This window comes from Mammaliicoccus sp. JADD-157 (genome assembly GCF_049310805.1).
Lineage (GTDB): Bacteria > Bacillota > Bacilli > Staphylococcales > Staphylococcaceae > Mammaliicoccus > Mammaliicoccus lentus.
Window position 1 is genome coordinate 542,222 of record NZ_JBMOVZ010000001.1, and the last position, 24,924, is coordinate 567,145.

Here is a 24,924-nt window from a genome sequence, read left to right on the forward strand (position 1 = left end):
TATTTTTATTTAGATAATCCGTGCTATTATAAGATAAATAAAAGATACGATAAGGAGAGAAAAAATGAACAGTTTAATTTTTACGTTTGTATGGATTTTAATATCTATAGCATTTGTCACGATGTTGGTGACGACTATTGTAAAAATTGCGAACAAAAGTAAGTTTGTTGGAGTGTTAATAAGCACTGTAACACTATTTTTCGTAGGGTTAATTTGTTTTGTTTCGATTTTTTTAACGCTGCCGAAAAGTAGTAGTTATTCTGTAGACCAGTTATTTGGCGAGCAACAAACGAAAGATAAAAAGACTGAGACTAAAAAGCTCGAAGACACGCCTGAAAAAGGTCTGAAGGGTTTGGAATTAGGAGATAAAATTAGAGTGAACGGTCTTGAAGTTACTGTTGTTAAGGCAGAGTTTGTTCAACCTGAAGATCAATATTACTACCCTGAGAATGGTAAAGTATTAAAAGTATATTATAAATTTAAAAATGTAGATAAAAAGCAAATTCTAGTGGATAATTCTGCTTTTGATCTCACGATTGATGGTGAAAGTCAAAATCAATTCTTCGGTATGAATGAAAATACACCTGGATTCCAACATCAGTTAAAAAAAGGTGACACAGAAAATAGTTATTTATATTATGATGTACCAGAAGCGGATAATTATAAAGTAGAAATGAACTTTAAGCCAGAAGATAAGACTTATAAAGCAGACTGGAATATTAAAAATTCAGAAGTAAAAGAAACTGAAAGTAATCAACCGCCAGCAACAGAAGAAGTACCAACTGAACAAATACCATCATCAGAAGAACAGTATAATAATAATGCGGTCCAAAATAATGATCAACAGAAAAAATTAGAAGAACAAGAGAAGAAGAGACAAGAAGAGGCAGATAAAAAAGCACAAGAAGAAGAAAAACAAGCTGAAGCGGATAAAAAACGTGAAGAAGAACTAAAACAAAAAGAAGAAGAGAAAGCTAAAGAAGAAGAAGAGAAAAAGGCTCAAGAGGATGCCGAACAAAAAGCTGAAGAGCAACAGCGTAAAAAAGAGGAACAAGCACAAGAAGACGCTGAGAAAAAGGCTGAAGAACAGCAACGTCAAGCAGAAGAAAAGGCCAAAGAAGAAGCTGATCGTAAAGCACAAGAAGAAGCAGATAAAAAAGCTCAAGAGGATGCCGAACAAAAAGTTAAAGACAACTCAAGTAACGAAGATAAAGCTGACTCAAAATCTAACGAAGATGAATAATAAAAATGGGAGTGGGACAGAAATCTCATTTTAATAAAAAGATTTCGTAGCCCCACCCCGGCAAGGATGACTAGGTATGAAAAAAGCTTGATATAAGCGCATTTTCGTACCAGTCAGCTACTGCCAATACAAAAAGAGAGTCTGGGACAATTATTTATGTCCCAGACTCATTTTTTATAGATGTACTTTGCCATCAGCAAATCGGTAATTAGATGTATCTCGTTGTGTTAGAAGGGTTAATAATGTAATAATGCCTATTTTACCAACAATCATGACGATAATAATTAGTGATTTCGAATATGTGTTGAGGTCAAAAGTAATACCAGTAGACAAACCGACTGTTCCAAATGCAGAAGTTACTTCAAATAATTGCTTATGATATGCAATGTCTGGTTGAAATAGGTTCATAGTTAAACTCACGATTATTACCAAAATAAAGCTGAATAATGCAATAGATAAAGCTTTTGATATTTGATGAAATTGAATTGTTCTTTTAAAGATATAAGGATACTCATAATTCCTAATATTTTGCCAAAGAAATACTAATATTAAAATAAATGTAGTTACTTTAATACCGCCAGCACTACTTACTGGAGCTGCTCCGATAAACATTAAGAAAATCATAACCGCATATGTAGCTGGTAATAAATGATTTAATTCTATTGTATTAAAACCTGCAGTACGAGTTGAAACTGATTGGAAGTATGAAGTTAATAATTTATCTTTTATTGATAATTTAGATAGACCATGATGGTATTCAAGTAAAAATATAGATAATGTACCAAATAAAATTAGAAAAGCAGTAGCTGTTATCACAATTTTAGTATGTAGGTGCAGTTTGTTAAAACGTTTTTTAACGACAATATCATAAACAACTAATGGTCCTATACCACCTAAAATTATTAAAAACGATACGACAAAATTAATATATAAATCTGATGAAAAAGACATCAAGTTATTAGAAAATAGTGATATGCCAGCGTTATTAAACGCAGATATAGATGTGAAAAGTGATATGAAAAGTCCTTTTTTTAATCCGAATAATGGTAGAAATTTGATTGATAATAGTAAGAAACCTGCACTTTCCACAATGATTGTATATATAAATAGGTTTCTAAGGATTTTTATAACTCCACCGAATTCATCGAAATTCCAAGTAATCATTAATAATTCTCTGTTTAAGAATGAAATTTTTTTATTAAATAAAATCAAAGCAAACAGAGCTACAGCGACGATACCTAATCCACCAATTTGAATAAGTAGTAAAATAACAATATACCCTAACGTATTGAATTGGCTAGGTATATCTACAGTAGATAGACCAGTTACTGTAAAGGCACTTGTGGTTACAAAAAATGCATCAATAAAAGAAATAGTTTTCCTACCTGTAATAGGTAGAAAGAGCAATAATGAACCAATAAGTGTAGTGCTCAGAAATAAACTTAAATAAAAAATGATCAGTTTTATAAATATTTTCATTTTTTCATCTCATATCCTAAAATTTTACATTTAATAATGAGAGTATATATCTTTAGTGATACATAAACAAGTAAATTTAAATAATTGATATAATAAAAATTAATTATTATGTATAATGGTGCTATTGGGAATGAAAGAAGGGTATATAAATGAAGACAGTATATTTTAACCATGACGGTGGCGTGGATGACTTAATTTCGCTATTTTTATTATTACAAATGGAAGATGTAGATTTAATAGGTGTTAGTGCAATCGGAGCAGATTGTTATGTTGAGCCTGCTACGAGCGCTTCTTGCAAAATTATCAATCGTTTTTCAAATCAAAAATTAAATGTTGCACCTTCAAATGAAAGAGGGAAAAATCCATTTCCTAAAGATTGGAGAATGCATGCATTTTATGTAGATGCTATGCCTATTTTAAATGAAGAAATGAATATTCATTCAACAGTTTCAGAAAAAGAAGCATACGAAGATATTATTGAAAAATTAATGAATAGCAAAGAAAAAGTAACAATGTTATTTACAGGTCCTCTTACTGATTTAGCTAAAAGTTTAAAAGTTGAACCTAAAATAGAAGAACGTATAGAAAGATTAGTTTGGATGGGCGGTACGCTTTTAGACAAAGGTAACGTTGAAGAACCAGAACATGATGGAACAGCTGAATGGAATGCTTTTTGGGATCCTGAAGCGGTTAAAGTTGTATTTGATACAGATATTAAAATAGATATGGTAGCATTAGAAAGTACAAATCAAGTACCTCTTACACCAGATGTTCGTAAAAGGTGGGCGAATGAAAGAAACTATGAAGGTGTAGATTTCTTAGGGATATGTTATGCGCTTGTTCCACCACTTACACATTTCGTTACAAATTCAACGTACTTCTTATGGGATGTGTTAACAACTGCTTATGTTGGTAAACCAGAACTTGTACAAAAAGAACAACAAAAACTAGGTGTACTTACTCATGGGCCGAGCCAAGGTAGAACATTCAAGAGTGAAGAGGGAAGAAACGTTAATATTATTAATGATGTAAATAGAGATGCATTCTTTGATTATATGACTGAATTAGCAAAGAAAATATAAGTTTATTCTAGAACAAATAATATATGCGTTAAAGTTGTGAGAATTTATATAGGAAAAGCCACTCTGTTGAGGATTCAGCAGAGTGGCTTTTTAATTAAATGATAGAGTTATAGCGATTTTGCGTCGAAGCTGTATGTTTGTTAGTATGTATATTATGCAAATATTGCGATAATTACAAGGTGTAAAAAACCTGTAATGAATGGGCCGTAAGTTTTAAAATTATTTTTTAAAATTATCCCAATAAACCCATCAAAGATATGTGTTAAAGCAACAGCGAGCGCAACACCAGTTAAAAAAGCAGCGCTACCAGTAAATAAGGCGATAATAGATAATAAAAATAAAACTAAACTTCGTGATAAAGCATAAAGTGCGTTTGTTTGAGATTTTTGATTTTGTTTTCTATCAGCGACTGCATTTAATGAAAATCCTAAACTCACAATGGCACTGATTATTGTAACAATTACTAAAAAGTAAAACCCTGACATGTATTCCCTCCTAAAAAGTATCTTTATTTCAATATAAAACTAAATATAGAAAAAGTAAATTTATTAGTACTTCTATAATTATTGTTATGAAAATATTTTAAGAAATATTTTAAATTGAATTTCAAAAATTTTGATTAAAAAAATTTTAATAGGTTATATGTTTATATAGAGATAAATGGGGAGTGTATTTAAAAATGAAGTTTAAGAAAGACAACGTCAATGTTGTAGATGCGAGTAAAACGAAGAAAACCGTATTTGCAACAGGTATTGGTAACGCTATTGAGTGGTTTGACTTTGGTCTTTACGCTCAACTAGCGGTTATCATTAGTTCGAATTTCTTCGGGAACATGCCAAAAGAAATACAGTTGGCATCAACCTTTGCAGTTTTTGCTTTTGCTTTTATAGTAAGACCGATTGGAGGAATATTCTTCAGTCACATAGGGGATAAACATGGTCGTAAAGTTGTTCTGTCATCAACCATTATTTTAATGGCATGTTCTACTTTAGTGTTAGGGTTACTTCCAACGCAACATCAAATCGGGATTTGGGCACCAATCTTATTGCTTATTGTTAGAATGGTTCAATCATTCTCAACTGGTGGAGAATACGCTGGTGCGATGACATACATAGCGGAGACATCTCCTGATAAGACAAGAGGAAAATTAGGAAGTGGCCTTGAAATAGGGACATTATCAGGGAATATTTTAGCTGCGGTATTAGTTGGTATTATGTATGCATTACTAAGTGATGAACAAATGGCAGCATGGGGTTGGAGAATTCCATTCATTATTGCGGCGCCATTAGGTATTGTAGGGGTTTATTTAAGAAACAATCTAGACGAAAGCCCAGCATACGAATCAACTTTAGAAGAACAAGAAGAACTCGAATATTCTTATAAGGATATCTTCAAAAAATATTGGAAAGATATCATTGTATGTTTCACTGGTGTGGCATTTTTAAACGTTGCAAACTACATGGTATTGTCATACATGCCATCATTCCTAAATGGAACGATTGATTTAGGTGGTACGATGAGTAGTGTATTAAGTACAGTAACAATGGCTGCAATGATACCAGCAGTATTCTTCTTTGGATGGTACAGTGATAAAGTAGGTAATAAAAACACAATATTATTTGGTTTAATAGGTTTCAGTTTATTCTCAGTTGTAGCATTCTGGTTTATGAGTATACCTTCTATACCAATGATTATTATCGGTCTATTTATTATTGCTTTATTCATGTCAACATTTGAAGGAGTTATGCCTTCAGTCTTACCAAGTATATTCCATACGAAAGTAAGATTAAGAACGTTATCGCTAGTTTATAATATAGGTGCAGCGGTATTTGGTGGTTTAACACCATTTATTTTAACAACTTTAGTAGAAACAACTGGTCAAAAAATTGCACCGTCATATTATTTAACTGTTATTAACGTTATAGGACTGCTTGTATTTGTGTTTATGTTTAAAACAACATCAAATAAATCGCTTCGTGGATCTTATCCGAACGTTGATAATAAAAAAGATTTACATGAAGTTTTTGAAAATCCGAAAGATGCATTATGGTGGCATGCTGAAGAAAGTGAAAAAAATTAATGATGTCACGTTAAAATAATATATTAAATAAAAATCAGGAGGCATTCTTTTAAATTGAAGAACGCCTCCTGATTTATTTAGTTTTAAATTAATCTAGGCAATTATATTAAACTGCTTCTACGTTTAATTTAACGTCGATATTACCTCTTGTCGCTTTAGAATAAGGACAGAAGTCATGAGCATCTTTTAAATATTTTTCCGCATCTTCTTGAGAAACATTTTTAACTTTTGCATCAATGTCTACCTCTAATTTAGGGCTTTCAGCTTCTGGATCATCTGCTAAACGAACTGTTAACGTAACTTCTGGTTCAGCGTCACGCACTTTGTTTTGTTTAAGGATTAAATCAAAAGCACCATTGAAGCAAGAAGCATAGCCTGCTGCGAATAACTGTTCAGGGTTAGTCGCATTGCCATCAGCTTGTTGTGGTGGTAATACGTCTACATCAATTGCTTTATCGTCTGTATAAACATGACCTTTACGTCCACCAGTGTTTGTTGCTTTAGTTTCATATTGAGTTGCCATAAAAAAAAGACCTCCTTATAGATTATATATATTGTTTACCCGCTTATTATAAATTAAACCATTTTAAAAATATTTAATTTATAAATATGAGATATTTTCTAAAAAAATAATGTAAAACGTCATTCTTTTATGGAATAATGAATATTAAACGTATAAGAAAGAGGGCTAACATGAGAGCGATTTTAATTGGTATTTTGGCAGCGTTATTTTTTGCAGTTACATTTGTATTTAATCATTTAATGGCTAATGAAGGTGGATCATGGTATTTCAGTTCATCTCTTCGCTTTATTTTCATGTTGCCTTTTTTATGGTTAATTGTAGTAATTAAAGGAAAAACAGGTCATGTTTTGAAGCATATCAACATGTATAAATCATCTTGGTTTATATGGAGTTTCTTTGCATTCGTTTTATTTTATGCACCTTTAACGTTTGCAGCTGAATATAGTCCTGGGTGGGTAATATCAGGGACATGGCAAATTACGATTATATGTGGCATGTTATTAGCGCCACTCTTTATAGATAAAGTGAAAGTATCCGGTGAAACCATTTTAGTGAGAAATAAAATACCATGGAGGTCACTTGCTATATCTAGCATTATGTTTGTCGGCATTATCATTATACAAATACCACAAGCTTCGGAAATTCATTTAAATATTTTCTTGCTTGGATTTCTACCTATAATAATTGCTGCATTTTGTTATCCGTTAGGAAATAGAAAAATGATGAGTGTAGTCAAACATGATATAGGTACAATTGAACGAGTATTTGGAATGACTTTAGTTACGATGCCCGTCTGGTTTATAATATTTGGCATAGGATATATTAAACATGGTCTACCATCTTCTAATCAAGTTACACAATCTTTTATAGTTGCGTTGTTTTCTGGAATTATTGCAACAGTACTGTTTTTCTATGCAACGAATCTTGTAAAAGATGACCAAGAGAAATTAGCAGGAGTCGAGGCAACGCAGTCTTTAGAAGTTGTCTTTGCTATTATAGGAGAGATGATATTACTTGGATTGCCTATCCCAGGGCCATTGAGTATGCTAGGTGTGGCACTTATTATTATCGGAATGGCGATATATAGCTTTATAGATAGTTTGTCATTAAAAAAACCTTCCAAAATTAATGTTTAAAGCTATATGGAAAGTGGTATGTAATTAATGAATGATAAATCATTCAAATTGATTTATAAAGGGTGATAAATGATGGCAGACGAAAGTAAATATGAAAAAGCAAAAGGTAATGTTAAAGAAACAGTAGGTGACGTTACGGATAATAAAGATTTAGAAAACGAAGGTAAAAAAGAAAAAACTTCAGGCAAAGCTAAAGAAGCTGTAGAGAACGTTAAAGATAAAGCAAATGAAGTAATTGATAAATTCAAGAAATAAAAAAGATAAGAAGCCGTTAGACAAGTTTATTGTCAAACGGCTTCTTATTTACTTTAAATCCGAATCTTTAATATTCCATTTCATTCTATAACTATTATCTTTTGATTTTAATTGTAAATGTACCTCATATTTATCTGCATCAGGCACGTCATAATATACATAACCTTCATCTGATTGTCCAGGTTTTAAGCTAAAGCTGAAACCAGCATCGGAATCACGCATACTATAGAATTTACTTACTCTCTGGCCATCTGCTGTAACGCCAAAGTTAGTGTCGCCTACAATCAAGCTAGAATTATTAATGTTTTCTAGTTTATAGTAAACTTTTAATATTTTATCTTTGCTTGGTTTACTATATTTAGAATCTGGTTCAACGAATTCTGCTTTTTCGACTGTGATTTTTGTACCCACAGCGTTAATTGATCCGCCAAGATTTGATGTTTTATTTGTCACCGAACTATCGTTGTCATTTTCTTCAGTTGTAGATTCCTCAGTAGTAGATTCTTCGCTTGTCTCTTCTTCAGTTGTTTCTTCTTCTGTAGATTCTTCCTCAGTTGATTCCTCTTCGGTAGACTTTTCTTCAGTATCACTCGTAAAGTTATCAATTTGTTCTTTGATTGGCCCTGCTGCACATGCACCTAGAATAATCGCCAATATTATGAATATAACTAAGCATCCACCACAACCAAATAACCATGGTTTAAGATTTGAATCTCCCTGATCTCCAGAATGAGGTGGTTGATTCCCTTGAAAACCACTTTGGTTCGACTGATTAAACGGGTTCTCTTGTTGTGAATTTTGCTGTTGATTGCTTTGTTGGTCTAAGTTGTTTTGATTGAATGGATTTTCATTTGATTGGTTAGAATTATTCATAATATTTCCCCTTCCACAAAACTATTTTTTAATAAAAAATAAATAGAAATTAATTTTTTCTAATTGCCATATAATAGAGATTAAAAAATGAAAAACAATTGTATTCTTTATTAATTATTTTTAGTTTATAGTAATTTGGGGTATAAATCTACACTTATTATTAAATATACAGAATATTAATAGTCGGTTAATAATAAATATATATAATGGTTGATAAAAGTTGAATAGTGCTTACAATATCATTTAAAATAAAGTAAAGGAGTGGTAAACATGTATAGAGACATTTTATTCGGCATCGATACAGATATGAAAAATGAAAAAGTTCTGGAAGAAATAGCGAAACTTTCAGGTGAAGGTACAGTTGTTACAATGATTAATATGATAAGCGAGAAAGATATACAAGCTTCAGTCCGTACAGGTGTGCACTTTGAAGAAATGACAGAGAAACGTCAAAAAGGTATTCAACATGTATTTGACTTCTTTAATGAACGAAACATTAAATATAATCTAGAGTTTATTAAAGGTAATCCAAAGGCTGGGTTACTTAAATTAGCAAATAGCGGAGATTATGAAATTGTAGTACTAAGTAATAGAAAAGCTGAAGATGCTGATAAATTAGTACTAGGAAGCGTAAGTCATAAAGTAGCTAAAAGAGCTAAGATTCCAGTTTTAATAGTAAAATAATAAACTTTATTATAAGCAGCAAAAGTTCTTAATAAAATAAGAATTTTTGCTGTTTTTTTATTATCATATTATATTGAATTCAATAGAAAAAAAGCGCTAACTAATGTAAAATGGTAATAGAAGAACATTGGAGGAATGGCTATGAAACAAAAAGGCAAAGAAACGTTTCCTGATATTGTTGCGACCGTGTCTTTAAAAGATAAAAACGATATTGAAAAAACAGTAGAAGAACTTAATATGAACGACAAATCAGTAGATATTGTAGAATTTAGAGCGGATACACTATCTGATACTTCTTTGGAAAATATAAATGAAGTGTTAGGTGCGCTTAAATCAAAGTATACCGCTTCACCAATTCTCTTTACTTATCGTTCAAAAGGTCAAGGTGGATTAGGGGACTTCGACCATGAAACATATTATAAATTGATGCAAGATATTATTTGTAATCAAAAAGCAGATTATGTCGATGTTCAATTAGATACTTATGAAGATAATCTAATGAATTGTATTACAAGAGCTAAAAATAATAACGTCAAAATAATTATTTCGCATCATGATTTTAAAGCAACGCCAGATGTGGAAGAAATGTTTGTGACTTACGAAAAAATGGCAGAGCTAGGTGCTGATATTGGAAAATTAGCAGTAATGCCTAACAACGAAAAAGACTTATTATCGTTGTTAAATGCGATGAATAGAGCATATCATCAATTAGATATCGACGTAGTAGGTATATCAATGGGTGAGCTTGGTATTATGACTAGGATTACTGGCGGTTTATTTGGTTCACGACTTACTTATGGTTTTGTAGGTAGTGAAGCAGCACCAGGACAATTACATGTTAAAAATATTAAAGAACAACTCGCACTGTATAACCAGTAGAATATTTTTAAGCCTGAATTCTCAAAGTTAGAACTCAGGCTTATTTATATGATATAATTGATAATAATTATCAATAGATTAATAGGAGTGTTAAAATGGAATTACAACAAGTCATACAAGAAAGACGTAGTGTTAAAAATTATGATCATGATATGCACATCGATGAAGAAAAGCTAATGTCACTAGTTGATTTAGCAACATATGCTCCGAATCATGGAATGAGAGAACCTTGGCGTTTAGTATACGTTAGTAAAGACAAAATAAATGAATTTGCTAAAAAGGTAGCTACATCTGCATTTGTGAATGATGAGAAAAAACAAGAACAGCATATAGAAAAAGTTTCAAGACTTGGTGGTATTTTTGTAATATTAGCTAGAAGAGATACTAGACAAAAAGAAAATCTTGAAAATCAAATGGCTGTAGCAACATTTATGCAAAACCTAATGCTATTGATACACGAAGCGGGTATGGGCTCATGTTGGAAAACACCTGATTACATCTTTAAACCAACATTCCGTGATATCGTTGGTGCAAATGATGATGAAGACGTAAACGGATTTTTATATGTAACTGAAAAAGATGAAAATGCTGTATTCTCAAGAAGAAAAAATAAATCTACATTAACGAAGTGGTAAGTTTTAATTTAAAAGAGCTAGGGATATAAATCCTTAGCTCTTTTTTGGATGTTATTAATCAAAAAAGCAAGAGTTGATATTGTTGTTGGATTTACTAAGACAATAATCCAACTACATGCACCTTTATTGGATTTACTAACACAATAATCCAAGTAGAGCACTTCTTATTGGATTTTCTATCTCATTAATCCAAATAGACACCTTCTTATTGGATTTTCTACCTCATTAATCCAAATAGACACATCCTTATTGGATTTACTAAGACAATAATCCAAGTAGAGCACTTCTTATTTGGATTTACTAACACAATAATCCAAATAGACGCTCCTTATTGGATTTACTAAGACAATAATCCAAGTAGAGCACTTCTTATTTGGATTTACTAACACAATAATCCAAGTAGACACATCTTTATTGGATTTACTAAGACAATAATCCAAGTAGAGCACTTCTTATTGGATTTACTAAGACAATAATCCAAGTAGAGCACTTCTTATTGGATTTACTAAGACAATAATCCAAGTAGAGCACTTCTTATTGGATTTACTAAGACAATAATCCAACTACACACACCTTTATTGGATTAAGTAATACCTAAACTTACGAATTAACTTTTTATTCTGGTTCAAACCTAAAAACAAAGCATTTCGTATATATTCACGAGAATAATCTAAAGTGAAATATGATTTATGGGTTACTATAATAACAATAAACGTAAGAAAAATGGTAGATCTAAGAACTAGCAAAACAAGCATCCACTTTTTAAATCTCATATATAAAAAATATCCTCATCCGTTAATAACAAACCCATCGGATGAGGAGAAGCCTTAAACCATCTTATTTTAAATTTTTAGCTAAGAATGCTTTTACGTCTTCTGGTGTTTTAGCATTTGCTGAATGTAAGTGTGCTAGTTTTTCATTGTTTTTGAATATTAATAAACTTGGGATACCCATTACATCATTTTCAGTTGCTGCATCTGGTACATCGTCACGATTAATTTGATACCAATCGTAATTATTGTATTCTTGGACAATCGGATCTATCCATTGATCCATACGCGTACAATCTGGACACCAGCCTGCAAAGAATTTAATTACTACTGGTTCATCGCTTTGTGTAACCTCTTTGAATTCATCATATTGGTTTATTGTTTTCATATATTTTCAAGCTCCTTAAGAATTAATATTATAAATGAATTATAGCTTATTTTTGTTTATTAAAAAAATATTTAACTCAAGACTATGTGTTCTTAATTAATATTGGTATAATGATGTTAAATACATATATGGAGGTAAAGACATGATAAAATTTTATCAATATCCTAACTGTACAACATGTAAAAAAGCTGCAAAATTTTTAGAAACAAATGGTGCGAGTTTTGAACCGATAGATATTACTCAATTAACACCAACTGCTAACGAATTAAAAGATATGATTGATGGAACAGACGTTACTGTTAATCAATTATTTAACACGCGTGGTGCAAAATATCGTGAGTTAGGTCTTAAAGATAAAATTGATGATTTATCTGACGACGAAAAATTCGAATTATTAGCTTCAGATGGTATGTTAATTAAACGCCCATTAGCTGTATTAGGCAACAAAATCACTTTAGGTTTTAAAGAAGATGAATACCGCCAAACTTGGCTATAAAATAGTTGCTTGAATAAGGGCTTTATGTCATTATTATAATTGAATTACATATAGGAGGGGATTACTTTGGCAGTACCTAGTGAGTTAAAATATTCAAAAGAACATGAGTGGGTAAAAGTTGATGGCGATGTAGTTACAATCGGTATTACTGATTTCGCTCAATCTGAATTAGGGGACATCGTATTTGTTGAGTTACCAGAAGAAGGTGACGAATTAACTAGTGGAGATTCATTCGGTAGTGTAGAATCTGTAAAAACAGTTTCTGAACTATATGCACCTCTTTCTGGTAAAGTTGTAGAAGTAAATGATGAATTAGAAGATAGTCCAGAATACGTTAATGAATCTTCTTATGACAAAGCTTGGATGGTCAAAGTAGAATTAACTGATAAATCACAATTAGATGATTTATTAGATGCTGATGCGTATAGTGAAATGATAGGTGAATAGCAATACAACAAACTCCACGGTACAGTAGTATCATGGAGTTTTTTAGCATAATCTCATTGAGAAGTAAAAATATAATATTATTCATTTGTAGAAGGTGAAGGCCATGGCGATGATTAAAAAAGTAATAATCGTAGAAGGTATTTCAGATAAGAAGCGAGTGAAAGAAGTATTAAATGAACCCGTTCACGTAATTTGCACACATGGTACAATGGGTGTCGAAAAAATGGACGAACTTTTAGATGAAATTTATGGTAAACAAGTGTATATATTAGTCGATCAAGATAAAGAAGGTAAACGCATAAGAAAATGGTTCAAAAAATACGTTAGTGAAAGTCATCATATTTATATAGATTCAACTTTTACTGAGGTAGCACGTTGCCCAAGACAATATTTAGCGAATGTGTTAAACTATCATGGATTTGAAGTTAATCACGACTTTGTATTGAAAGGGAAGTATCGTTATCATGAAACACACAGAAATATCGAACGATGTATACAAGCTTTTTAATAAAGATGTACATTTGTTATTCGGCTATACACCAACATGTGGAACGTGTAAAATCTCAGAACGCATGCTAGATATTGCCAACGAAATGACAAAACTACCTATAAACAAATGTGACTTAAACTTTTATCCGGAATTTTGTGAAGAATATGAAATACAATCCGTACCAGTTCTATTTATAATGAAACAAGAAAAAGTTATAAAAAGAATTTATGCATTTCAGTCAGTTCCGTATATAGTTGAGAATATTCAAAAAGTTATTGACGATAAAAACTTATCGTGATAGTATGAATTTAATTAAATACGTAATAGCTCTTATCAAGAGTGGTGGAGGGATGTGCCCTTAGAAGCCCGGCAACCGTCATATAAATATGAAATGGTGCCAATTCACAGAAAGTGTAAACTTTTGGAGATGAGAGAAAGACAATTAATAACGCCTTTCTCTAATCATTAGAGTGAGGCGTTTTTAATTTAAGGATTAGGAGGCAACAGATTTGATCGAGTTAAATAAGGTCGTAAAGACTTTCAAGACAAAAAAAGGTGACATAAAAGCTGTTGACCATGTTGACTTAAATATAGAAAAAGGAAGTATATATGGCGTAATCGGTTTTTCAGGAGCTGGAAAGAGTACCTTGATTCGAATGTTTAACGGGTTAGAAACCCCTACTGAAGGTGAAGTTATAGTAGATGGTGCGAATATAGGTAAATTGTCAAAACAAGAACTTCGAAAAAAACGACAAAAAGTAAGTATGATATTCCAGCATTTTAACTTACTTTGGTCTAGAACAGTTAAAGACAACATTGCTTTTCCGTTAGAGATCGCAGGTGTCTCTAAAAGCGAGATTAATAAAAAGACAGAAGCGTTAATCAAAAGAGTAGGGCTAGAAGGTCGAGAAAATGCTTATCCATCTCAATTATCTGGTGGGCAAAAGCAAAGAGTAGGAATCGCGAGAGCATTAGCAAATGACCCGCACGTATTATTGTGTGATGAAGCTACGAGTGCACTTGACCCTCAAACAACAGATGAAATACTAGATTTATTGATAGACATCAATAAAGAGCTGGATTTAACAATTATACTTATCACACATGAAATGCACGTTATAAGAAAGATTTGTGATCATGTTGCAGTAATGGAAAATGGTAAGTTTGTCGAAGAAGGAGAAGTCATCAATGTATTCAATAATCCTCAAACACATGTAACGCAAAGATTTGTTAAGGATGATTTGAAAGCAGACGATTTAGAAAGAACGTTGCAAGACTTCAAGAAAGAACAGCCTGAAGGTGAAATATGGAAGCTGAACTTTGTAGGTGGAACTAGTTCAGAACCTGTGTTAGCCAAAGTGATTAAAGAATATAACGTAAATATTAATGTCATTGAAGGCGACGTTAAACTCACTCAAAATGGTACTTTTGGGCATATGATTGTACATCTGCCTGATGGAAACTATTCTAAAGACCAGATTAAACAAGAATTAAATAATCTTGGTGTGAAAGTTGAGGTGGGTATTAATGAATAAGTCATTTAGTGAAATAATCACTGAAATGGTAACAATGCCTAACGTGAGATGGGACGCTGTATGGGAAGCGTTATACGAGACCTTATACATGACCGTCATTTCAACAGTTTTTACACTAGTGTTTGGCTTAATACTAGGAACATTATTGTTCCTAACATCTAAAGGAACATCTAAAAGTTCTCGTGTATTTTATTCAATTGTTTCATTTATAGTGAATTTATTTAGAGCAATACCATTTATCATACTTATACTATTGTTGCTACCATTTACTGATATTTTACTTGGTACAATAAGTGGTCCGAAAGGTGCTCTACCAGCCTTAATCATTGGGGCTGCGCCATTCTACGCAAGATTAGTAGAGATTGGCATGAAAGAAATAGATAAAGGTGTAATAGAAGCGGCTGTATCTATGGGTGCAAACACATGGACAGTTGTGAGAAAAGTATTACTTAAAGAATCATTACCTGCACTTGTATCAGGTCTAACTGTAACTGCAATTGCATTAGTAGGATCTACAGCAATCGCTGGTGTTATCGGTGCAGGAGGATTAGGTAACTTAGCATATCTAACTGGTTTCACACGAAATCAAAATGATGTAATCCTAGTTTCTACTATATTAATACTAGTTATTGTATTTGTTATCCAATTTATTGGAGATTTAATTGTTAAGAAAATTGATAAACGTTAAAGGAGTGCCTTAAAATGAAAAAAGTTCTAGGACTATTATTTGTTTCAATATTGACAGTTGTATTAGCCGCTTGTGGCGGAGGAGACGGAGATAAAGATAAAAAAGAAACGATTAAAGTCGGTGCATCTCCAGCACCACATGCAGAAATATTAGAAGAAGCTAAACCAATTCTTGAAAAAGAAGGCTACAAGTTAGAAATTAAAACGATTAATGACTACACAACACCAAATAAATTATTAGATAAAGCTGAATTAGACGCAAACTTCTTCCAACATACACCATACTTAGAAACTGAATCTAAAGATAAAGGTTACAAAATAGAATCTGCAGGTAACGTACATATCGAACCAATGGCAGTATATTCAAAGAAGTATAAAAAATTAACTGACTTACCAAAAGGTGCAACAGTATATGTATCTAATAACCCAGCTGAAGAAGGACGTTTCTTATCATTCTTTGAAAAAGAAGGATTAATTAAACTTAAAGATGGCGTTGATCCAGTAGATGCTACATTCGATGATATCGCTGAAAATAAAAAAGATATAAAATTCAATAACAAACAAGCAGCTGAATTTTTACCAAAATCTTATCAAGCAGATGAAGGTGACGCAACAATTATCAACTCTAACTATGCAATTGAACAAGGGCTAAATCCATTAAAAGATTCAATCGCAGTTGAAGGTAAAGATTCACCATATGCTAACTTAATCGCAGTACAAAAAGGTCATAAAGACGATAAAAAAATTAAAGCATTAATGAAAGTTTTACAATCAAAAGAAATTAAAGACTTCATCAAAGAAAAATACGATGGTGCAGTAATCGAAGCAAAATAAACATATAAGAATTAGTCCGGGACATTTATATATGTCTCGGGCTATTTTTATTCTAAATAGTTTGGTTAAACGTCTCATGATTTACGTTATGCATCTTTCTTGTTTTTACTTTCTTGGTTTAATAAACTACATTTAAGACTTAAAACAAAGGTGGATAAACATGAAAATAATACTAGTTGGAGCACATGGTACTATAGGTTCAGCCGTTGTAACTGAATTAGAAGAAAATGGTCATGAAGTCATAAAAGTTGGACGTAATTCAGGTGATTACCAAATGGATATGACAAACGTAGAGGATATCAAACTCATGTTTCAACAAATCGAAAATGTAGATGCTGTAGTCTCTACTGCAGGAGCAGCGAATTTTGATGATTTAAGTGAGTTAACACCGGAATCAAATGAGGTAGCTATAACAAGTAAGCTATTGGGACAAATCAATTTAGTACTTATTGGCCAACATTATATAAATGATGGAGGAAGTTTTACTTTGACTACGGGCGTTATTAAGGATGATCCAATAAAAGGAGGCGTTTCTTCAGCGATGGCCGGCGGTGGTATAGAAGCATTTGTTAAATCCGCTGCCTTTGAATTAAAACGAAATTTAAGAATTAATAACGTCAGTCCTAATGTAATCGAAGAAGCGCTTGAAGATTATGGCGATTTCTTTAAAGGTTTTAAAGCAGTACCAGCAAGTAAAGCAGCAAAAGCATACTTGAAAAGCGTAGAAGGAATACAATCAGGACAAACTTTTCGTATATATGAATAAAATATAATTGAAGACAAAAATCAGGAAAAATTCTTTCTTCAGTAGAATTTTTCCTGATTTTTTAAAATTATTCTAAAATAATTCGTTTGCAAGGTACAATACAAGCATTAAAGCGGCCATAGCATATAAAATCAAGCCGATAAATTTAGAATTTCTAATATTAAATGTGGCTATCGTAACTATCGTTAAAATAGTAAGAAAAGTATTTATTAAACTGCTCAAATTAATAACATTGACTAGATTGAGTAATAGTATAAAAGCGCATATCGCACTAATTACAAAAGAAAATTGTTCATATCGTTTCATATTTAAAATCCTTCCTAAATTTATATCTCTAATTATTATAATTATATTATAAAAAAATAAAAAATGCTTACTGAGGCCTTTCAAATAGAATATTTATAAATTGAGAATGAAATCATTTTATTATCATTTAAAAAATATTTCACTTAAACCCTTGTAATAATAGGGTTTTATAATAAAAAGTGAGCGTAAGTGTTTGATTGCCTATATAACTACGTTATAATAATAAGAGTAAAGAAACATAACAAACTTTGACGTTACATTAAAATTATTATAAACTAGAAAAGATAATGTAGGGTTATCTTTTTAAAATGTGAATAAATTCTCTGGAGGGAAATAAACATGGCATCAAAATTAGAAATCAAAGATTTACACGTAGAAATAGAAGGCAAGGAAATTCTTAAAGGAGTAAACTTAACGATACAACAAGGTGAAATCCATGCAATCATGGGACCTAACGGTACTGGTAAGTCAACTTTATCATCAGCTATTATGGGTCACCCTAAATATGAAGTAACTAAAGGTGAAATCCTTTTAGATGGTGAAGATGTATTAGAAATGGAAGTTGATGAGCGTGCTCAAGCAGGTTTATTCTTAGCAATGCAATATCCATCAGAAATTTCTGGTGTTACAAACGCTGACTTCTTACGTTCTGCAATTAATGCTAAACGTGAAGAAGGCGATGAAATCAACTTAATGCAATTCATCAAGAAATTAGACAAACAAATGGATTTATTAGATATGGATCAAGACATGGCTCAAAGATACCTAAATGAAGGTTTCTCTGGCGGTGAGAAGAAACGTAACGAAATTCTTCAATTAATGATGTTAGAACCTAAATTTGGTATTTTAGACGAAGTTGACTCAGGTCTAGATATCGACGCATTAAAAGTAGTATCTAAAGGTATTAACAATATGCGTGGTGACAACTTTGGTTGCTTAATCATCACTCACTATCAAAGACTATTAAATTATATTTCACCAGATTTCGTACACGTAATGATGCAAGGTCGCGTGGTTAAATCAGGTGGCGAAGAATTAGCGAGACGTCTTGAAGCTGAAGGTTATGAATGGATTAAAGAAGAGCTTGATATTGAAGACGAAACAATTAACGCTGAATAATATATAAGAATTATAGTCAAGTAGGAGGAGTATAAATGGCAACTGAAACAAAGTTAAACATTAGCGTTGAAGATTTAGTAAATTATTCAGCATCTCAAAATGAACCACAATGGATGACTGATTTACGTAAAGACAGTTTTCAAAAGTTAGAACAATTAGAAATGCCTAAACCAGATAAAACAAAAATAAACAGATGGGATTTTGATTCTTTCAAATCTCACACTGTTGAAAGTGATACATTTGAGTCTATCGATAAATTACCTGAATCAGTTCAAAAAATTATCGATACTGAAAATGCTAAAAATCTAATCGTTCAGCATAATAATACACCTGCTTTTACAAAAGTAGATGATAAATTAACTGAACAAGGTGTTGTAATTAAAGATTTAAAAACTGCACTTATTGAAAACAGTGATTTAGTTCAAAAATATTTTATGACAGATGCTGTTAAAGTAGATGAGCATAGATTAACTGCACTACATGCTGCATTAGTTAATGGTGGGGTATTCGTTTACGTTCCTAAAAATGTAGTAGTAGAAGATCCTATCCAATATGTAGTATTACATGACGATAGCGATGCGAGTTTCTTCAATCACGCTATCATTGTGGCTGAAGAAAGTGCAGAAGTAACATACGTTGAAAACTATTTATCAACTGTTTCTTCTAACGATAATCAATTAAATATCGTATCTGAAGTTATTGCTGGAGCTAATTCTAAAATAACTTACGGTACAGTTGATTTCATGGATAAAGGATTCACTGGACACATAATCCGTCGTGGTATTGCAGCAGCAGACTCTACTATCGACTGGGCATTAGGTTTAATGAACGACTGTAGCACTATTAATGATAATACAACATACTTAATGGGCGATCGTTCAAACTGTAACTTAAAAACAGTAGTAGTTGGTCGTGGTGAACAAAAACAAAACTTCACAACTCAAATTATTCAATATGGTAAAGAATCAAATGGTCATATCTTGAAACATGGTGTAATGAAAGATAGTTCTTCATCTATTTTCAATGGTATTGGTTACATTAAACACGGTGGAACAAAAGCAGATGCACAACAAGAATCACGTGTACTTATGCTTTCTGAAAAAGCACGTGGAGATGCAAACCCAATATTATTAATTGATGAAGACGATGTAACTGCAGGACACGCAGCATCAGTAGGTAGAGTAGACCCTACTCAACTATACTACTTAATGAGTAGAGGTATTTCTCGTGAAGAAGCTGAAAGATTAGTTATACATGGTTTCTTAGACCCAGTTGTTTCTGCATTGCCAATTGAAGGCGTTAAACGTCAATTACGTGAAGTTATTGAAACTAAAGTAACAACGCAAATATAAAAATAGGCACAGAAAGGTCTGATAATGTGGCCGAATCAACATTTAATGTAGAAAAAGTAAAAAAAGATTTTCCAATATTAGAGCAAGAAGTAAACGGTAAAAAACTTGTATATTTAGATTCATCTGCCACAAGTCAAACGCCGATACAAGTAACGGATTCTATTGCAGATTACTACAATCGATATAATTCGAATGTACACCGTGGTGTGCATACACTTGGAACGCTTGCTACGGATGCTTATGAAAAAGCACGTGAAACAGTCAGAAGGTTTATCAACGCTCGATACTTTGAAGAAGTTGTTTTTACTAGAGGAACAACTACAGCAATTAACTTAGTTGCACATAGTTACGGAGACGCAAATGTTTCTGAAGGTGACGAAATTGTCGTGACTCAAATGGAGCATCACGCTAATATCGTCCCTTGGCAACAACTTGCTAAACGTACTGGTGCAACATTAAAATTTATTCCGATGTCTGACAGTGGCGAACTTGAAAAAGAAGCAATTGATAACACGATAACGGATAATACAAAAATTGTTGCAGTCACACATGTTTCAAACGTATTGGGCACGATAAATGATGTTAAATATATTGCTGAAGTTGCACATCAACATGATGCAGTAATTGCAGTTGATGGCGCACAATCAGCTCCACATATGAAAGTTGACGTTCAAGATTTAGATGTGGACTTCTTTAGCTTCAGTGGACATAAAATGCTAGGTCCAACTGGCATTGGTGCACTATACGGTAAACGTCATTTACTTGATAAAATGGAACCAATTGAATTTGGTGGAGACATGATTGATTTTGTAGGATTAGAAGATGCAACTTGGACAGACTTACCAACTAAGTTTGAAGCAGGTACACCACTTATAGCTGAAGCTATCGGATTTGCTGAAGCAATTAGATACATTGATGAATTAGGCTTAGAAGAAATTCATCAACATGAATATGAGCTAGTTAATTACGCATATAATGAGATGTCTAAAATAGAAGGTTTAGAAATTTACGGACCTTCACCTGAAAAGCGAGCTGGTTTGATTACGTTCAACGTTGAAGGTGTTCATCCACATGATTTAGCAACAGCACTAGATTCTGAAGGTGTAGCTGTTAGAGCTGGACATCACTGTGCACAACCGCTAATGAAATGGTTAAATCAATCATCTACAGCACGTGCTAGTTTCTATGTATATAATACTACTGAAGATGTTGATAAGTTAATTCAGGCACTCTATAGAACGAAGGAGTTTTTCTCTTATGAATTTTAATAATTTAGATCAACTATATCGTTCTGTGATTATGGATCATTATAAAAATCCTAGAAATAAAGGAGCTATCGAAGATGGTTCCATGACGATAGATATGAATAACCCAACATGTGGGGACCGCATCCGCTTAACATTAGATGTAGTAGATAATGTTATTAAAGATGCTAAGTTTGAAGGTGAGGGTTGTTCTATTTCAATGTCTAGTGCATCAATGATGACGGAGGCGGTAAAAGGTCATACCATCGAAGAAGCATTACACATGAGTCAAGAGTTTTCTAATATGATGCTAGGAGAATCTTATGAGATCACAGATGATATGGGTGATATCGAATCTTTATCAGGTGTGTCTAAGTTCCCAGCACGTATTAAATGCGCGACTTTAGCGTGGAAAGCATTTGAAAAGGGCACAAAAGAAGAAGATGACCAGTAACTTTTGAAGATTGGGCGTAAGCTATAATAAAAGAGGAGTGAAGAAAATGGCTAAAAAATCACCAGAAGTTGGAGATTATAAATATGGTTTCCATGATGAAGACGTTTCTATTTTCCGTTCAGGTAGAGGTTTGACAGAAGAAATTGTTAGAAAAATATCTGAAATGAAAGACGAACCACAATGGATGCTAGATTTCCGTTTGAAATCATTAAAACAATTCTATAAAATGCCAATGCCAATGTGGGGTGGCGATTTATCAGAATTAAACTTTGATGAAATCACATATTATGTAAAACCATCAGAACGTTCTGAACGTTCATGGGATGAAGTACCAGAAGAAATTAAAAACACTTTCGATAAATTAGGTATTCCAGAAGCTGAACAAAAATATCTTGCAGGTGTATCTGCACAATATGAATCAGAAGTTGTATACCACAACATGGAGAAAGACTTAGAAGAACAAGGTATCATCTTTAAAGATACAGATTCAGCTTTACGTGAAAACGAAGACTTATTCAAAGAATATTTTGCTTCTGTAATTCCAGCAGCAGATAACAAATTCTCAGCATTAAACTCAGCAGTATGGTCAGGTGGATCATTCATTTACGTACCTAAAGGTGTAAAACTTGAAACACCATTACAAGCATACTTCAGAATTAACTCTGAAAATATGGGTCAATTCGAAAGAACTTTAATCATTGCAGACGAAGGTTCTTCAGTACACTACGTAGAAGGTTGTACTGCTCCGGTTTATACAACAAACTCACTACACTCAGCAGTAGTTGAAATCATTGTTAAAAAAGACGCATATTGCCGTTATACAACAATCCAAAACTGGGCAAACAACGTTTATAACTTAGTTACAAAACGTACGTTTGTTTATGAAAATGGTACGATGGAATGGATCGATGGTAACTTAGGTTCTAAGTTAACTATGAAATATCCATCATGTTTCTTACTTGAAGAAGGCGCTAGAGGTATGACATTATCTATCGCACTTGCAGGTAAAGGACAAGTTCAAGATGCTGGAGCTAAAATGATTCATAAAGCACCAAACACATCTTCAACTATTGTATCTAAATCAATCTCTAAAAATGGCGGTAAAGTAGTTTACCGTGGACAAGTACACTTTGGTCGTAAAGCTACAGGTGCTCGTTCTAACATTGAATGTGATACTTTAATTATGGATAATGAATCAACATCAGATACAATTCCTTATAATGAAATTATGAATGATAACATTTCATTAGAACACGAAGCGAAAGTTTCTAAAGTATCTGAAGAACAATTATTCTACTTAATGAGCCGCGGTATTTCAGAAGAAGAAGCAACTGAAATGATCGTAATGGGCTTCATTGAGCCATTCACAAAAGAACTACCAATGGAATACGCAGTAGAAATGAACCGTCTAATCAAATTCGAAATGGAAGGTTCAATCGGTTAATTATATAACGTTAAACCCCCTTACCAATTTAATTGGTGAGGGGTTTTTGTTTTATGAGCGCGAGTAGCTTATTGTTTATGATGGACTCTCTAACGTGCAAGAAACATAAGACAAGCCCGTTACATTTTCTAACGAACTAGTGGCAGTAAACAAGCACTTTATAGCGCTATTTTCTACGATTTTGCAAAAATAAGCATATCACTTTCAAACTGAAATAATCAGTTAAGTGATATGCTTATTTATTTTGAGTTGGGATTTTTATCCGAAACTCTAAAGCTTATTCTTCATTTTTCAAAACTTTAATATTAATCTACTTCTGATAATTTAGTAGATGATGTTCTATTTCTTAAGTCTACTTCTATTTCTTCTAAGCTACGTCCTCTTGTTTCTGGTAGATACTTAATAACAAATATCATAGCTAAAATACCGATTACTGCGAAGATTAAGAACACTATCTCAATACTTAATACTGACGTAAGTATTGGGAATAATTGAGCTACTAATAAGCTCCCGATTGATAGTGATAATGTTGCTATACCTGTAGCAGCACCTCTAGCTCTCATTGGGAATAATTCTGGTAGCATTACCCATAATATTGGTCCCCAAGTAAATGCGAAGAATACAATAAATAGTGTTAGACAAGCTACAATAATCCAAGCACCAACTGTTGAACCAAGACCGATTGTCCATACTAATCCTGCCATTATAAGTAATGATCCAACCATACCTATGTTACCAGTAATTAATAATTTCTTTCTATCTATTTTATCTATGATTTGAATAGCAAAGATTGTAACAATCACGTTTACTGAACCTATTCCTACTGTTCCTAGTATTGCAGTAGAATCTCCTAAACCTACTTTTGTAAAGATAGTAGGTGCATAATAAATGATTGCGTTAATACCGATTATTTGTTGTAGTAGAGCGAATAAACAACCAATTATGAGTACTGGTCTTAACCATACTGATTTCAATACAGTCCAAGTACTTTCTGAAATGTCTATAATTTCTTTCATTTCGTCAATTTCTTTATCAATTTCTTTTTGTTTACGCGTCATACCCATAACTTTACGAGCTGATTTTTCACTTTTATGTTCGAGTAGCCATCTTGGACTTTCTGGCATGAAGTATACACCAATCATTAAGATAACTGATGGTACAACAGCTAGTCCAACCATCCATCTCCAAGCTTCCATATCTGCAAAAGCATAGTTTATAAGATATGAAGCAAGTATACCAATTGTTATCATCAATTGGTTTAATGAACTGAGCGATCCTCTTTTATCTGTAGGAGCCATTTCTGATAGATATACCGGAACGATTGCTGAAGAACCACCTACAGCTAACCCGATTATAAATCTACCTATGACAAGCATGCTTAAGTTTTGTGCAGCTGAAAGTAATAGTGCACCAACTATAAATACGATTGCTATTATAAACACAAGTCTACGTCGGCCAAGCTTATCTGATAATGGTCCACTTGAACCGGCACCAAATATAGCCCCGATAAGCATTGAACTAACGACAAATCCTTCAGCAGTACTTGAAAGTGGTATGTCATTTTTTATGAACAGTAAAGCGCCTGAAATTACGCCTGTATCGTAACCGTAAAGCAATCCACCTAAAGCTCCTAGGAAGAATATTAACTTTGTTCGAAAATTGCTTGTTCCCATTCTAATAACCTCCAAAATTTTAAATATTTAAAGACAAATGTCAGATTTAA

At 32.6% G+C, this 24,924-nt stretch carries 27 protein-coding genes and 1 riboswitch; of the genes, 21 read left to right on the plus strand and 6 right to left on the minus strand.

The window, feature by feature from the left end; translation table 11 throughout:
- The first annotated feature begins 64 nt into the window (after positions 1-64).
- Positions 65-1,243, plus strand: coding sequence for a hypothetical protein (locus ACO6VN_RS02750; protein ID WP_422404204.1), 1,179 nt, complete (start codon positions 65-67; stop codon positions 1,241-1,243).
- A 174-nt stretch (positions 1,244-1,417) separates the two neighbouring features.
- On the opposite strand, the gene ACO6VN_RS02755 is transcribed toward ACO6VN_RS02750, so the two are convergent.
- Positions 1,418-2,722 carry a TrkH family potassium uptake protein gene (locus ACO6VN_RS02755; RefSeq protein WP_422404205.1) on the minus strand — a complete coding sequence of 435 codons (1,305 nt, stop codon included), beginning with the start codon at positions 2,720-2,722 and terminating at the stop codon, positions 1,418-1,420.
- A 149-nt stretch (positions 2,723-2,871) separates the two neighbouring features.
- Here ACO6VN_RS02755 and ACO6VN_RS02760 point away from each other — a divergent pair, with 149 nt between their 5' ends.
- Complete coding sequence (locus tag ACO6VN_RS02760; protein WP_216683282.1) at positions 2,872-3,804, plus strand: nucleoside hydrolase; 933 nt, start codon at positions 2,872-2,874, stop codon at positions 3,802-3,804.
- Positions 3,805-3,956: 152 nt separating this feature from the next.
- Here ACO6VN_RS02760 and ACO6VN_RS02765 read toward each other — a convergent pair whose 3' ends face one another.
- The gene (locus ACO6VN_RS02765) at positions 3,957-4,289 is read right to left on the minus strand and encodes a hypothetical protein (RefSeq protein ID WP_017001062.1); all 333 of its coding nucleotides are present in this window, start codon (positions 4,287-4,289) and stop codon (positions 3,957-3,959) included.
- Positions 4,290-4,483: 194 nt separating this feature from the next.
- On the opposite strand from ACO6VN_RS02765, the gene ACO6VN_RS02770 reads away from it, so the two are divergent.
- Entirely contained in the window at positions 4,484-5,884 is a 1,401-nt protein-coding gene (locus tag ACO6VN_RS02770; protein WP_194200976.1) for an MFS transporter, read from the plus strand.
- Between the two features lie 106 nt (positions 5,885-5,990).
- Here the strand turns inward: ACO6VN_RS02770 and ACO6VN_RS02775 are convergent, their stop codons facing one another.
- Positions 5,991-6,407 (minus strand): organic hydroperoxide resistance protein, encoded by a 417-nt coding sequence (locus tag ACO6VN_RS02775; protein WP_017001064.1) that lies wholly within the window; start codon positions 6,405-6,407, stop codon positions 5,991-5,993.
- A gap of 170 nt (positions 6,408-6,577) precedes the next feature.
- Between ACO6VN_RS02775 and ACO6VN_RS02780 the strand changes: the two genes are divergently transcribed.
- Positions 6,578-7,543: a multidrug resistance efflux transporter family protein gene (locus ACO6VN_RS02780; RefSeq protein ID WP_216683283.1), complete on the plus strand. Its 966-nt coding sequence runs from the start codon at positions 6,578-6,580 to the stop codon at positions 7,541-7,543.
- A 72-nt stretch (positions 7,544-7,615) separates the two neighbouring features.
- Entirely contained in the window at positions 7,616-7,798 is a 183-nt protein-coding gene (locus ACO6VN_RS02785) for a CsbD family protein (RefSeq protein ID WP_017001066.1), read from the plus strand.
- A gap of 48 nt (positions 7,799-7,846) precedes the next feature.
- Here the strand turns inward: ACO6VN_RS02785 and ACO6VN_RS02790 are convergent, their stop codons facing one another.
- Positions 7,847-8,671, minus strand: coding sequence for a DUF4352 domain-containing protein (locus ACO6VN_RS02790; RefSeq protein ID WP_194200974.1), 825 nt, complete (start codon positions 8,669-8,671; stop codon positions 7,847-7,849).
- A gap of 270 nt (positions 8,672-8,941) precedes the next feature.
- On the opposite strand from ACO6VN_RS02790, the gene ACO6VN_RS02795 reads away from it, so the two are divergent.
- The 3 genes from ACO6VN_RS02795 to ACO6VN_RS02805 all read left to right on the plus strand — a co-directional run bounded on the left by ACO6VN_RS02795 (position 8,942) and on the right by ACO6VN_RS02805 (position 10,869).
- Positions 8,942-9,355 (plus strand): universal stress protein, encoded by a 414-nt coding sequence (locus tag ACO6VN_RS02795; protein ID WP_017001068.1) that lies wholly within the window; start codon positions 8,942-8,944, stop codon positions 9,353-9,355.
- A gap of 141 nt (positions 9,356-9,496) precedes the next feature.
- Complete coding sequence (gene aroD, locus ACO6VN_RS02800; protein ID WP_194200973.1) at positions 9,497-10,234, plus strand: type I 3-dehydroquinate dehydratase; 738 nt, start codon at positions 9,497-9,499, stop codon at positions 10,232-10,234.
- Positions 10,235-10,329: 95 nt separating this feature from the next.
- The gene (locus tag ACO6VN_RS02805; protein WP_064204455.1) at positions 10,330-10,869 is read left to right on the plus strand and encodes a nitroreductase family protein; all 540 of its coding nucleotides are present in this window, start codon (positions 10,330-10,332) and stop codon (positions 10,867-10,869) included.
- Between the two features lie 837 nt (positions 10,870-11,706).
- On the opposite strand, the gene ACO6VN_RS02810 is transcribed toward ACO6VN_RS02805, so the two are convergent.
- The gene (locus ACO6VN_RS02810; protein ID WP_194200972.1) at positions 11,707-12,027 is read right to left on the minus strand and encodes a thioredoxin family protein; all 321 of its coding nucleotides are present in this window, start codon (positions 12,025-12,027) and stop codon (positions 11,707-11,709) included.
- 142 nt (positions 12,028-12,169) lie between these two features.
- Between ACO6VN_RS02810 and ACO6VN_RS02815 the strand changes: the two genes are divergently transcribed.
- The 13 genes from ACO6VN_RS02815 to sufB all read left to right on the plus strand — a co-directional run bounded on the left by ACO6VN_RS02815 (position 12,170) and on the right by sufB (position 23,201).
- Positions 12,170-12,523 (plus strand): arsenate reductase family protein, encoded by a 354-nt coding sequence (locus tag ACO6VN_RS02815; RefSeq protein ID WP_017001079.1) that lies wholly within the window; start codon positions 12,170-12,172, stop codon positions 12,521-12,523.
- A 66-nt stretch (positions 12,524-12,589) separates the two neighbouring features.
- Positions 12,590-12,970 carry a glycine cleavage system protein GcvH gene (gene gcvH / locus ACO6VN_RS02820; protein WP_064204453.1) on the plus strand — a complete coding sequence of 127 codons (381 nt, stop codon included), beginning with the start codon at positions 12,590-12,592 and terminating at the stop codon, positions 12,968-12,970.
- A 103-nt stretch (positions 12,971-13,073) separates the two neighbouring features.
- Positions 13,074-13,478, plus strand: a complete 405-nt coding sequence (locus ACO6VN_RS02825; RefSeq protein ID WP_017001080.1) for a toprim domain-containing protein — start codon at positions 13,074-13,076, stop codon at positions 13,476-13,478.
- Positions 13,435-13,758, plus strand: a complete 324-nt coding sequence (locus tag ACO6VN_RS02830; protein ID WP_194200971.1) for a thioredoxin family protein — start codon at positions 13,435-13,437, stop codon at positions 13,756-13,758. Before ACO6VN_RS02825 ends, ACO6VN_RS02830 begins: the two co-directional genes overlap by 44 nt.
- Before the next feature lie 29 nt (positions 13,759-13,787).
- Positions 13,788-13,894: riboswitch (SAM riboswitch) on the plus strand.
- Between the two features lie 75 nt (positions 13,895-13,969).
- Positions 13,970-14,995, plus strand: a complete 1,026-nt coding sequence (locus ACO6VN_RS02835; RefSeq protein ID WP_064211461.1) for a methionine ABC transporter ATP-binding protein — start codon at positions 13,970-13,972, stop codon at positions 14,993-14,995.
- Positions 14,988-15,683 carry a methionine ABC transporter permease gene (locus ACO6VN_RS02840; protein WP_194200970.1) on the plus strand — a complete coding sequence of 232 codons (696 nt, stop codon included), beginning with the start codon at positions 14,988-14,990 and terminating at the stop codon, positions 15,681-15,683. Before ACO6VN_RS02835 ends, ACO6VN_RS02840 begins: the two co-directional genes overlap by 8 nt.
- 14 nt (positions 15,684-15,697) lie before the next feature.
- The gene (locus ACO6VN_RS02845) at positions 15,698-16,516 is read left to right on the plus strand and encodes a MetQ/NlpA family ABC transporter substrate-binding protein (RefSeq protein WP_422404206.1); all 819 of its coding nucleotides are present in this window, start codon (positions 15,698-15,700) and stop codon (positions 16,514-16,516) included.
- A 160-nt stretch (positions 16,517-16,676) separates the two neighbouring features.
- Positions 16,677-17,282: a short chain dehydrogenase gene (locus ACO6VN_RS02850; RefSeq protein WP_194200968.1), complete on the plus strand. Its 606-nt coding sequence runs from the start codon at positions 16,677-16,679 to the stop codon at positions 17,280-17,282.
- A gap of 645 nt (positions 17,283-17,927) precedes the next feature.
- On the plus strand, positions 17,928-18,707 hold the full coding sequence (sufC, locus tag ACO6VN_RS02855; protein WP_017000937.1) for a Fe-S cluster assembly ATPase SufC: 780 nt from the start codon (positions 17,928-17,930) through the stop codon (positions 18,705-18,707).
- 35 nt (positions 18,708-18,742) lie between these two features.
- Positions 18,743-20,059 carry a Fe-S cluster assembly protein SufD gene (gene sufD / locus ACO6VN_RS02860; protein ID WP_017000938.1) on the plus strand — a complete coding sequence of 439 codons (1,317 nt, stop codon included), beginning with the start codon at positions 18,743-18,745 and terminating at the stop codon, positions 20,057-20,059.
- 2 nt (positions 20,060-20,061) lie between these two features.
- A complete protein-coding gene (locus ACO6VN_RS02865) occupies positions 20,062-21,327 on the plus strand; it encodes a cysteine desulfurase (RefSeq protein WP_182094129.1) in 1,266 nt (421 codons plus the stop codon).
- Complete coding sequence (gene sufU, locus ACO6VN_RS02870) at positions 21,317-21,757, plus strand: Fe-S cluster assembly sulfur transfer protein SufU (protein ID WP_064211459.1); 441 nt, start codon at positions 21,317-21,319, stop codon at positions 21,755-21,757. The genes ACO6VN_RS02865 and sufU overlap by 11 nt, the downstream gene beginning before the upstream one ends.
- Before the next feature lie 46 nt (positions 21,758-21,803).
- Positions 21,804-23,201, plus strand: coding sequence for a Fe-S cluster assembly protein SufB (gene sufB / locus ACO6VN_RS02875; protein ID WP_017000941.1), 1,398 nt, complete (start codon positions 21,804-21,806; stop codon positions 23,199-23,201).
- Between the two features lie 305 nt (positions 23,202-23,506).
- Here sufB and ACO6VN_RS02880 read toward each other — a convergent pair whose 3' ends face one another.
- Positions 23,507-24,874 carry a sugar porter family MFS transporter gene (locus tag ACO6VN_RS02880; protein ID WP_422404207.1) on the minus strand — a complete coding sequence of 456 codons (1,368 nt, stop codon included), beginning with the start codon at positions 24,872-24,874 and terminating at the stop codon, positions 23,507-23,509.
- Positions 24,875-24,924: the final 50 nt, after the last annotated feature.

Excerpts from the sequence above, each read along its gene's own strand:
- ACO6VN_RS02750 (WP_422404204.1), top strand. The coding sequence starts at position 65 with ATGAACAGTTTAATTTTTACGTTTGTATGGATTTTAATATCTATAGCA.
- ACO6VN_RS02755 (WP_422404205.1), bottom strand. The coding sequence starts at position 2,722 with ATGAAAATATTTATAAAACTGATCATTTTTTATTTAAGTTTATTTCTG.
- ACO6VN_RS02760 (WP_216683282.1), top strand. The coding sequence starts at position 2,872 with ATGAAGACAGTATATTTTAACCATGACGGTGGCGTGGATGACTTAATT.
- ACO6VN_RS02765 (WP_017001062.1), bottom strand. The coding sequence starts at position 4,289 with ATGTCAGGGTTTTACTTTTTAGTAATTGTTACAATAATCAGTGCCATT.
- ACO6VN_RS02770 (WP_194200976.1), top strand. The coding sequence starts at position 4,484 with ATGAAGTTTAAGAAAGACAACGTCAATGTTGTAGATGCGAGTAAAACG.
- ACO6VN_RS02775 (WP_017001064.1), bottom strand. The coding sequence starts at position 6,407 with ATGGCAACTCAATATGAAACTAAAGCAACAAACACTGGTGGACGTAAA.
- ACO6VN_RS02780 (WP_216683283.1), top strand. The coding sequence starts at position 6,578 with ATGAGAGCGATTTTAATTGGTATTTTGGCAGCGTTATTTTTTGCAGTT.
- ACO6VN_RS02785 (WP_017001066.1), top strand. The coding sequence starts at position 7,616 with ATGGCAGACGAAAGTAAATATGAAAAAGCAAAAGGTAATGTTAAAGAA.
- ACO6VN_RS02790 (WP_194200974.1), bottom strand. The coding sequence starts at position 8,671 with ATGAATAATTCTAACCAATCAAATGAAAATCCATTCAATCAAAACAAC.
- ACO6VN_RS02795 (WP_017001068.1), top strand. The coding sequence starts at position 8,942 with ATGTATAGAGACATTTTATTCGGCATCGATACAGATATGAAAAATGAA.
- aroD (WP_194200973.1), top strand. The coding sequence starts at position 9,497 with ATGAAACAAAAAGGCAAAGAAACGTTTCCTGATATTGTTGCGACCGTG.
- ACO6VN_RS02805 (WP_064204455.1), top strand. The coding sequence starts at position 10,330 with ATGGAATTACAACAAGTCATACAAGAAAGACGTAGTGTTAAAAATTAT.
- ACO6VN_RS02810 (WP_194200972.1), bottom strand. The coding sequence starts at position 12,027 with ATGAAAACAATAAACCAATATGATGAATTCAAAGAGGTTACACAAAGC.
- ACO6VN_RS02815 (WP_017001079.1), top strand. The coding sequence starts at position 12,170 with ATGATAAAATTTTATCAATATCCTAACTGTACAACATGTAAAAAAGCT.
- ACO6VN_RS02825 (WP_017001080.1), top strand. The coding sequence starts at position 13,074 with ATGGCGATGATTAAAAAAGTAATAATCGTAGAAGGTATTTCAGATAAG.
- ACO6VN_RS02830 (WP_194200971.1), top strand. The coding sequence starts at position 13,435 with ATGAAACACACAGAAATATCGAACGATGTATACAAGCTTTTTAATAAA.
- ACO6VN_RS02840 (WP_194200970.1), top strand. The coding sequence starts at position 14,988 with ATGAATAAGTCATTTAGTGAAATAATCACTGAAATGGTAACAATGCCT.
- ACO6VN_RS02845 (WP_422404206.1), top strand. The coding sequence starts at position 15,698 with ATGAAAAAAGTTCTAGGACTATTATTTGTTTCAATATTGACAGTTGTA.
- ACO6VN_RS02850 (WP_194200968.1), top strand. The coding sequence starts at position 16,677 with ATGAAAATAATACTAGTTGGAGCACATGGTACTATAGGTTCAGCCGTT.
- sufC (WP_017000937.1), top strand. The coding sequence starts at position 17,928 with ATGGCATCAAAATTAGAAATCAAAGATTTACACGTAGAAATAGAAGGC.
- sufD (WP_017000938.1), top strand. The coding sequence starts at position 18,743 with ATGGCAACTGAAACAAAGTTAAACATTAGCGTTGAAGATTTAGTAAAT.
- sufU (WP_064211459.1), top strand. The coding sequence starts at position 21,317 with ATGAATTTTAATAATTTAGATCAACTATATCGTTCTGTGATTATGGAT.
- sufB (WP_017000941.1), top strand. The coding sequence starts at position 21,804 with ATGGCTAAAAAATCACCAGAAGTTGGAGATTATAAATATGGTTTCCAT.
- ACO6VN_RS02880 (WP_422404207.1), bottom strand. The coding sequence starts at position 24,874 with ATGGGAACAAGCAATTTTCGAACAAAGTTAATATTCTTCCTAGGAGCT.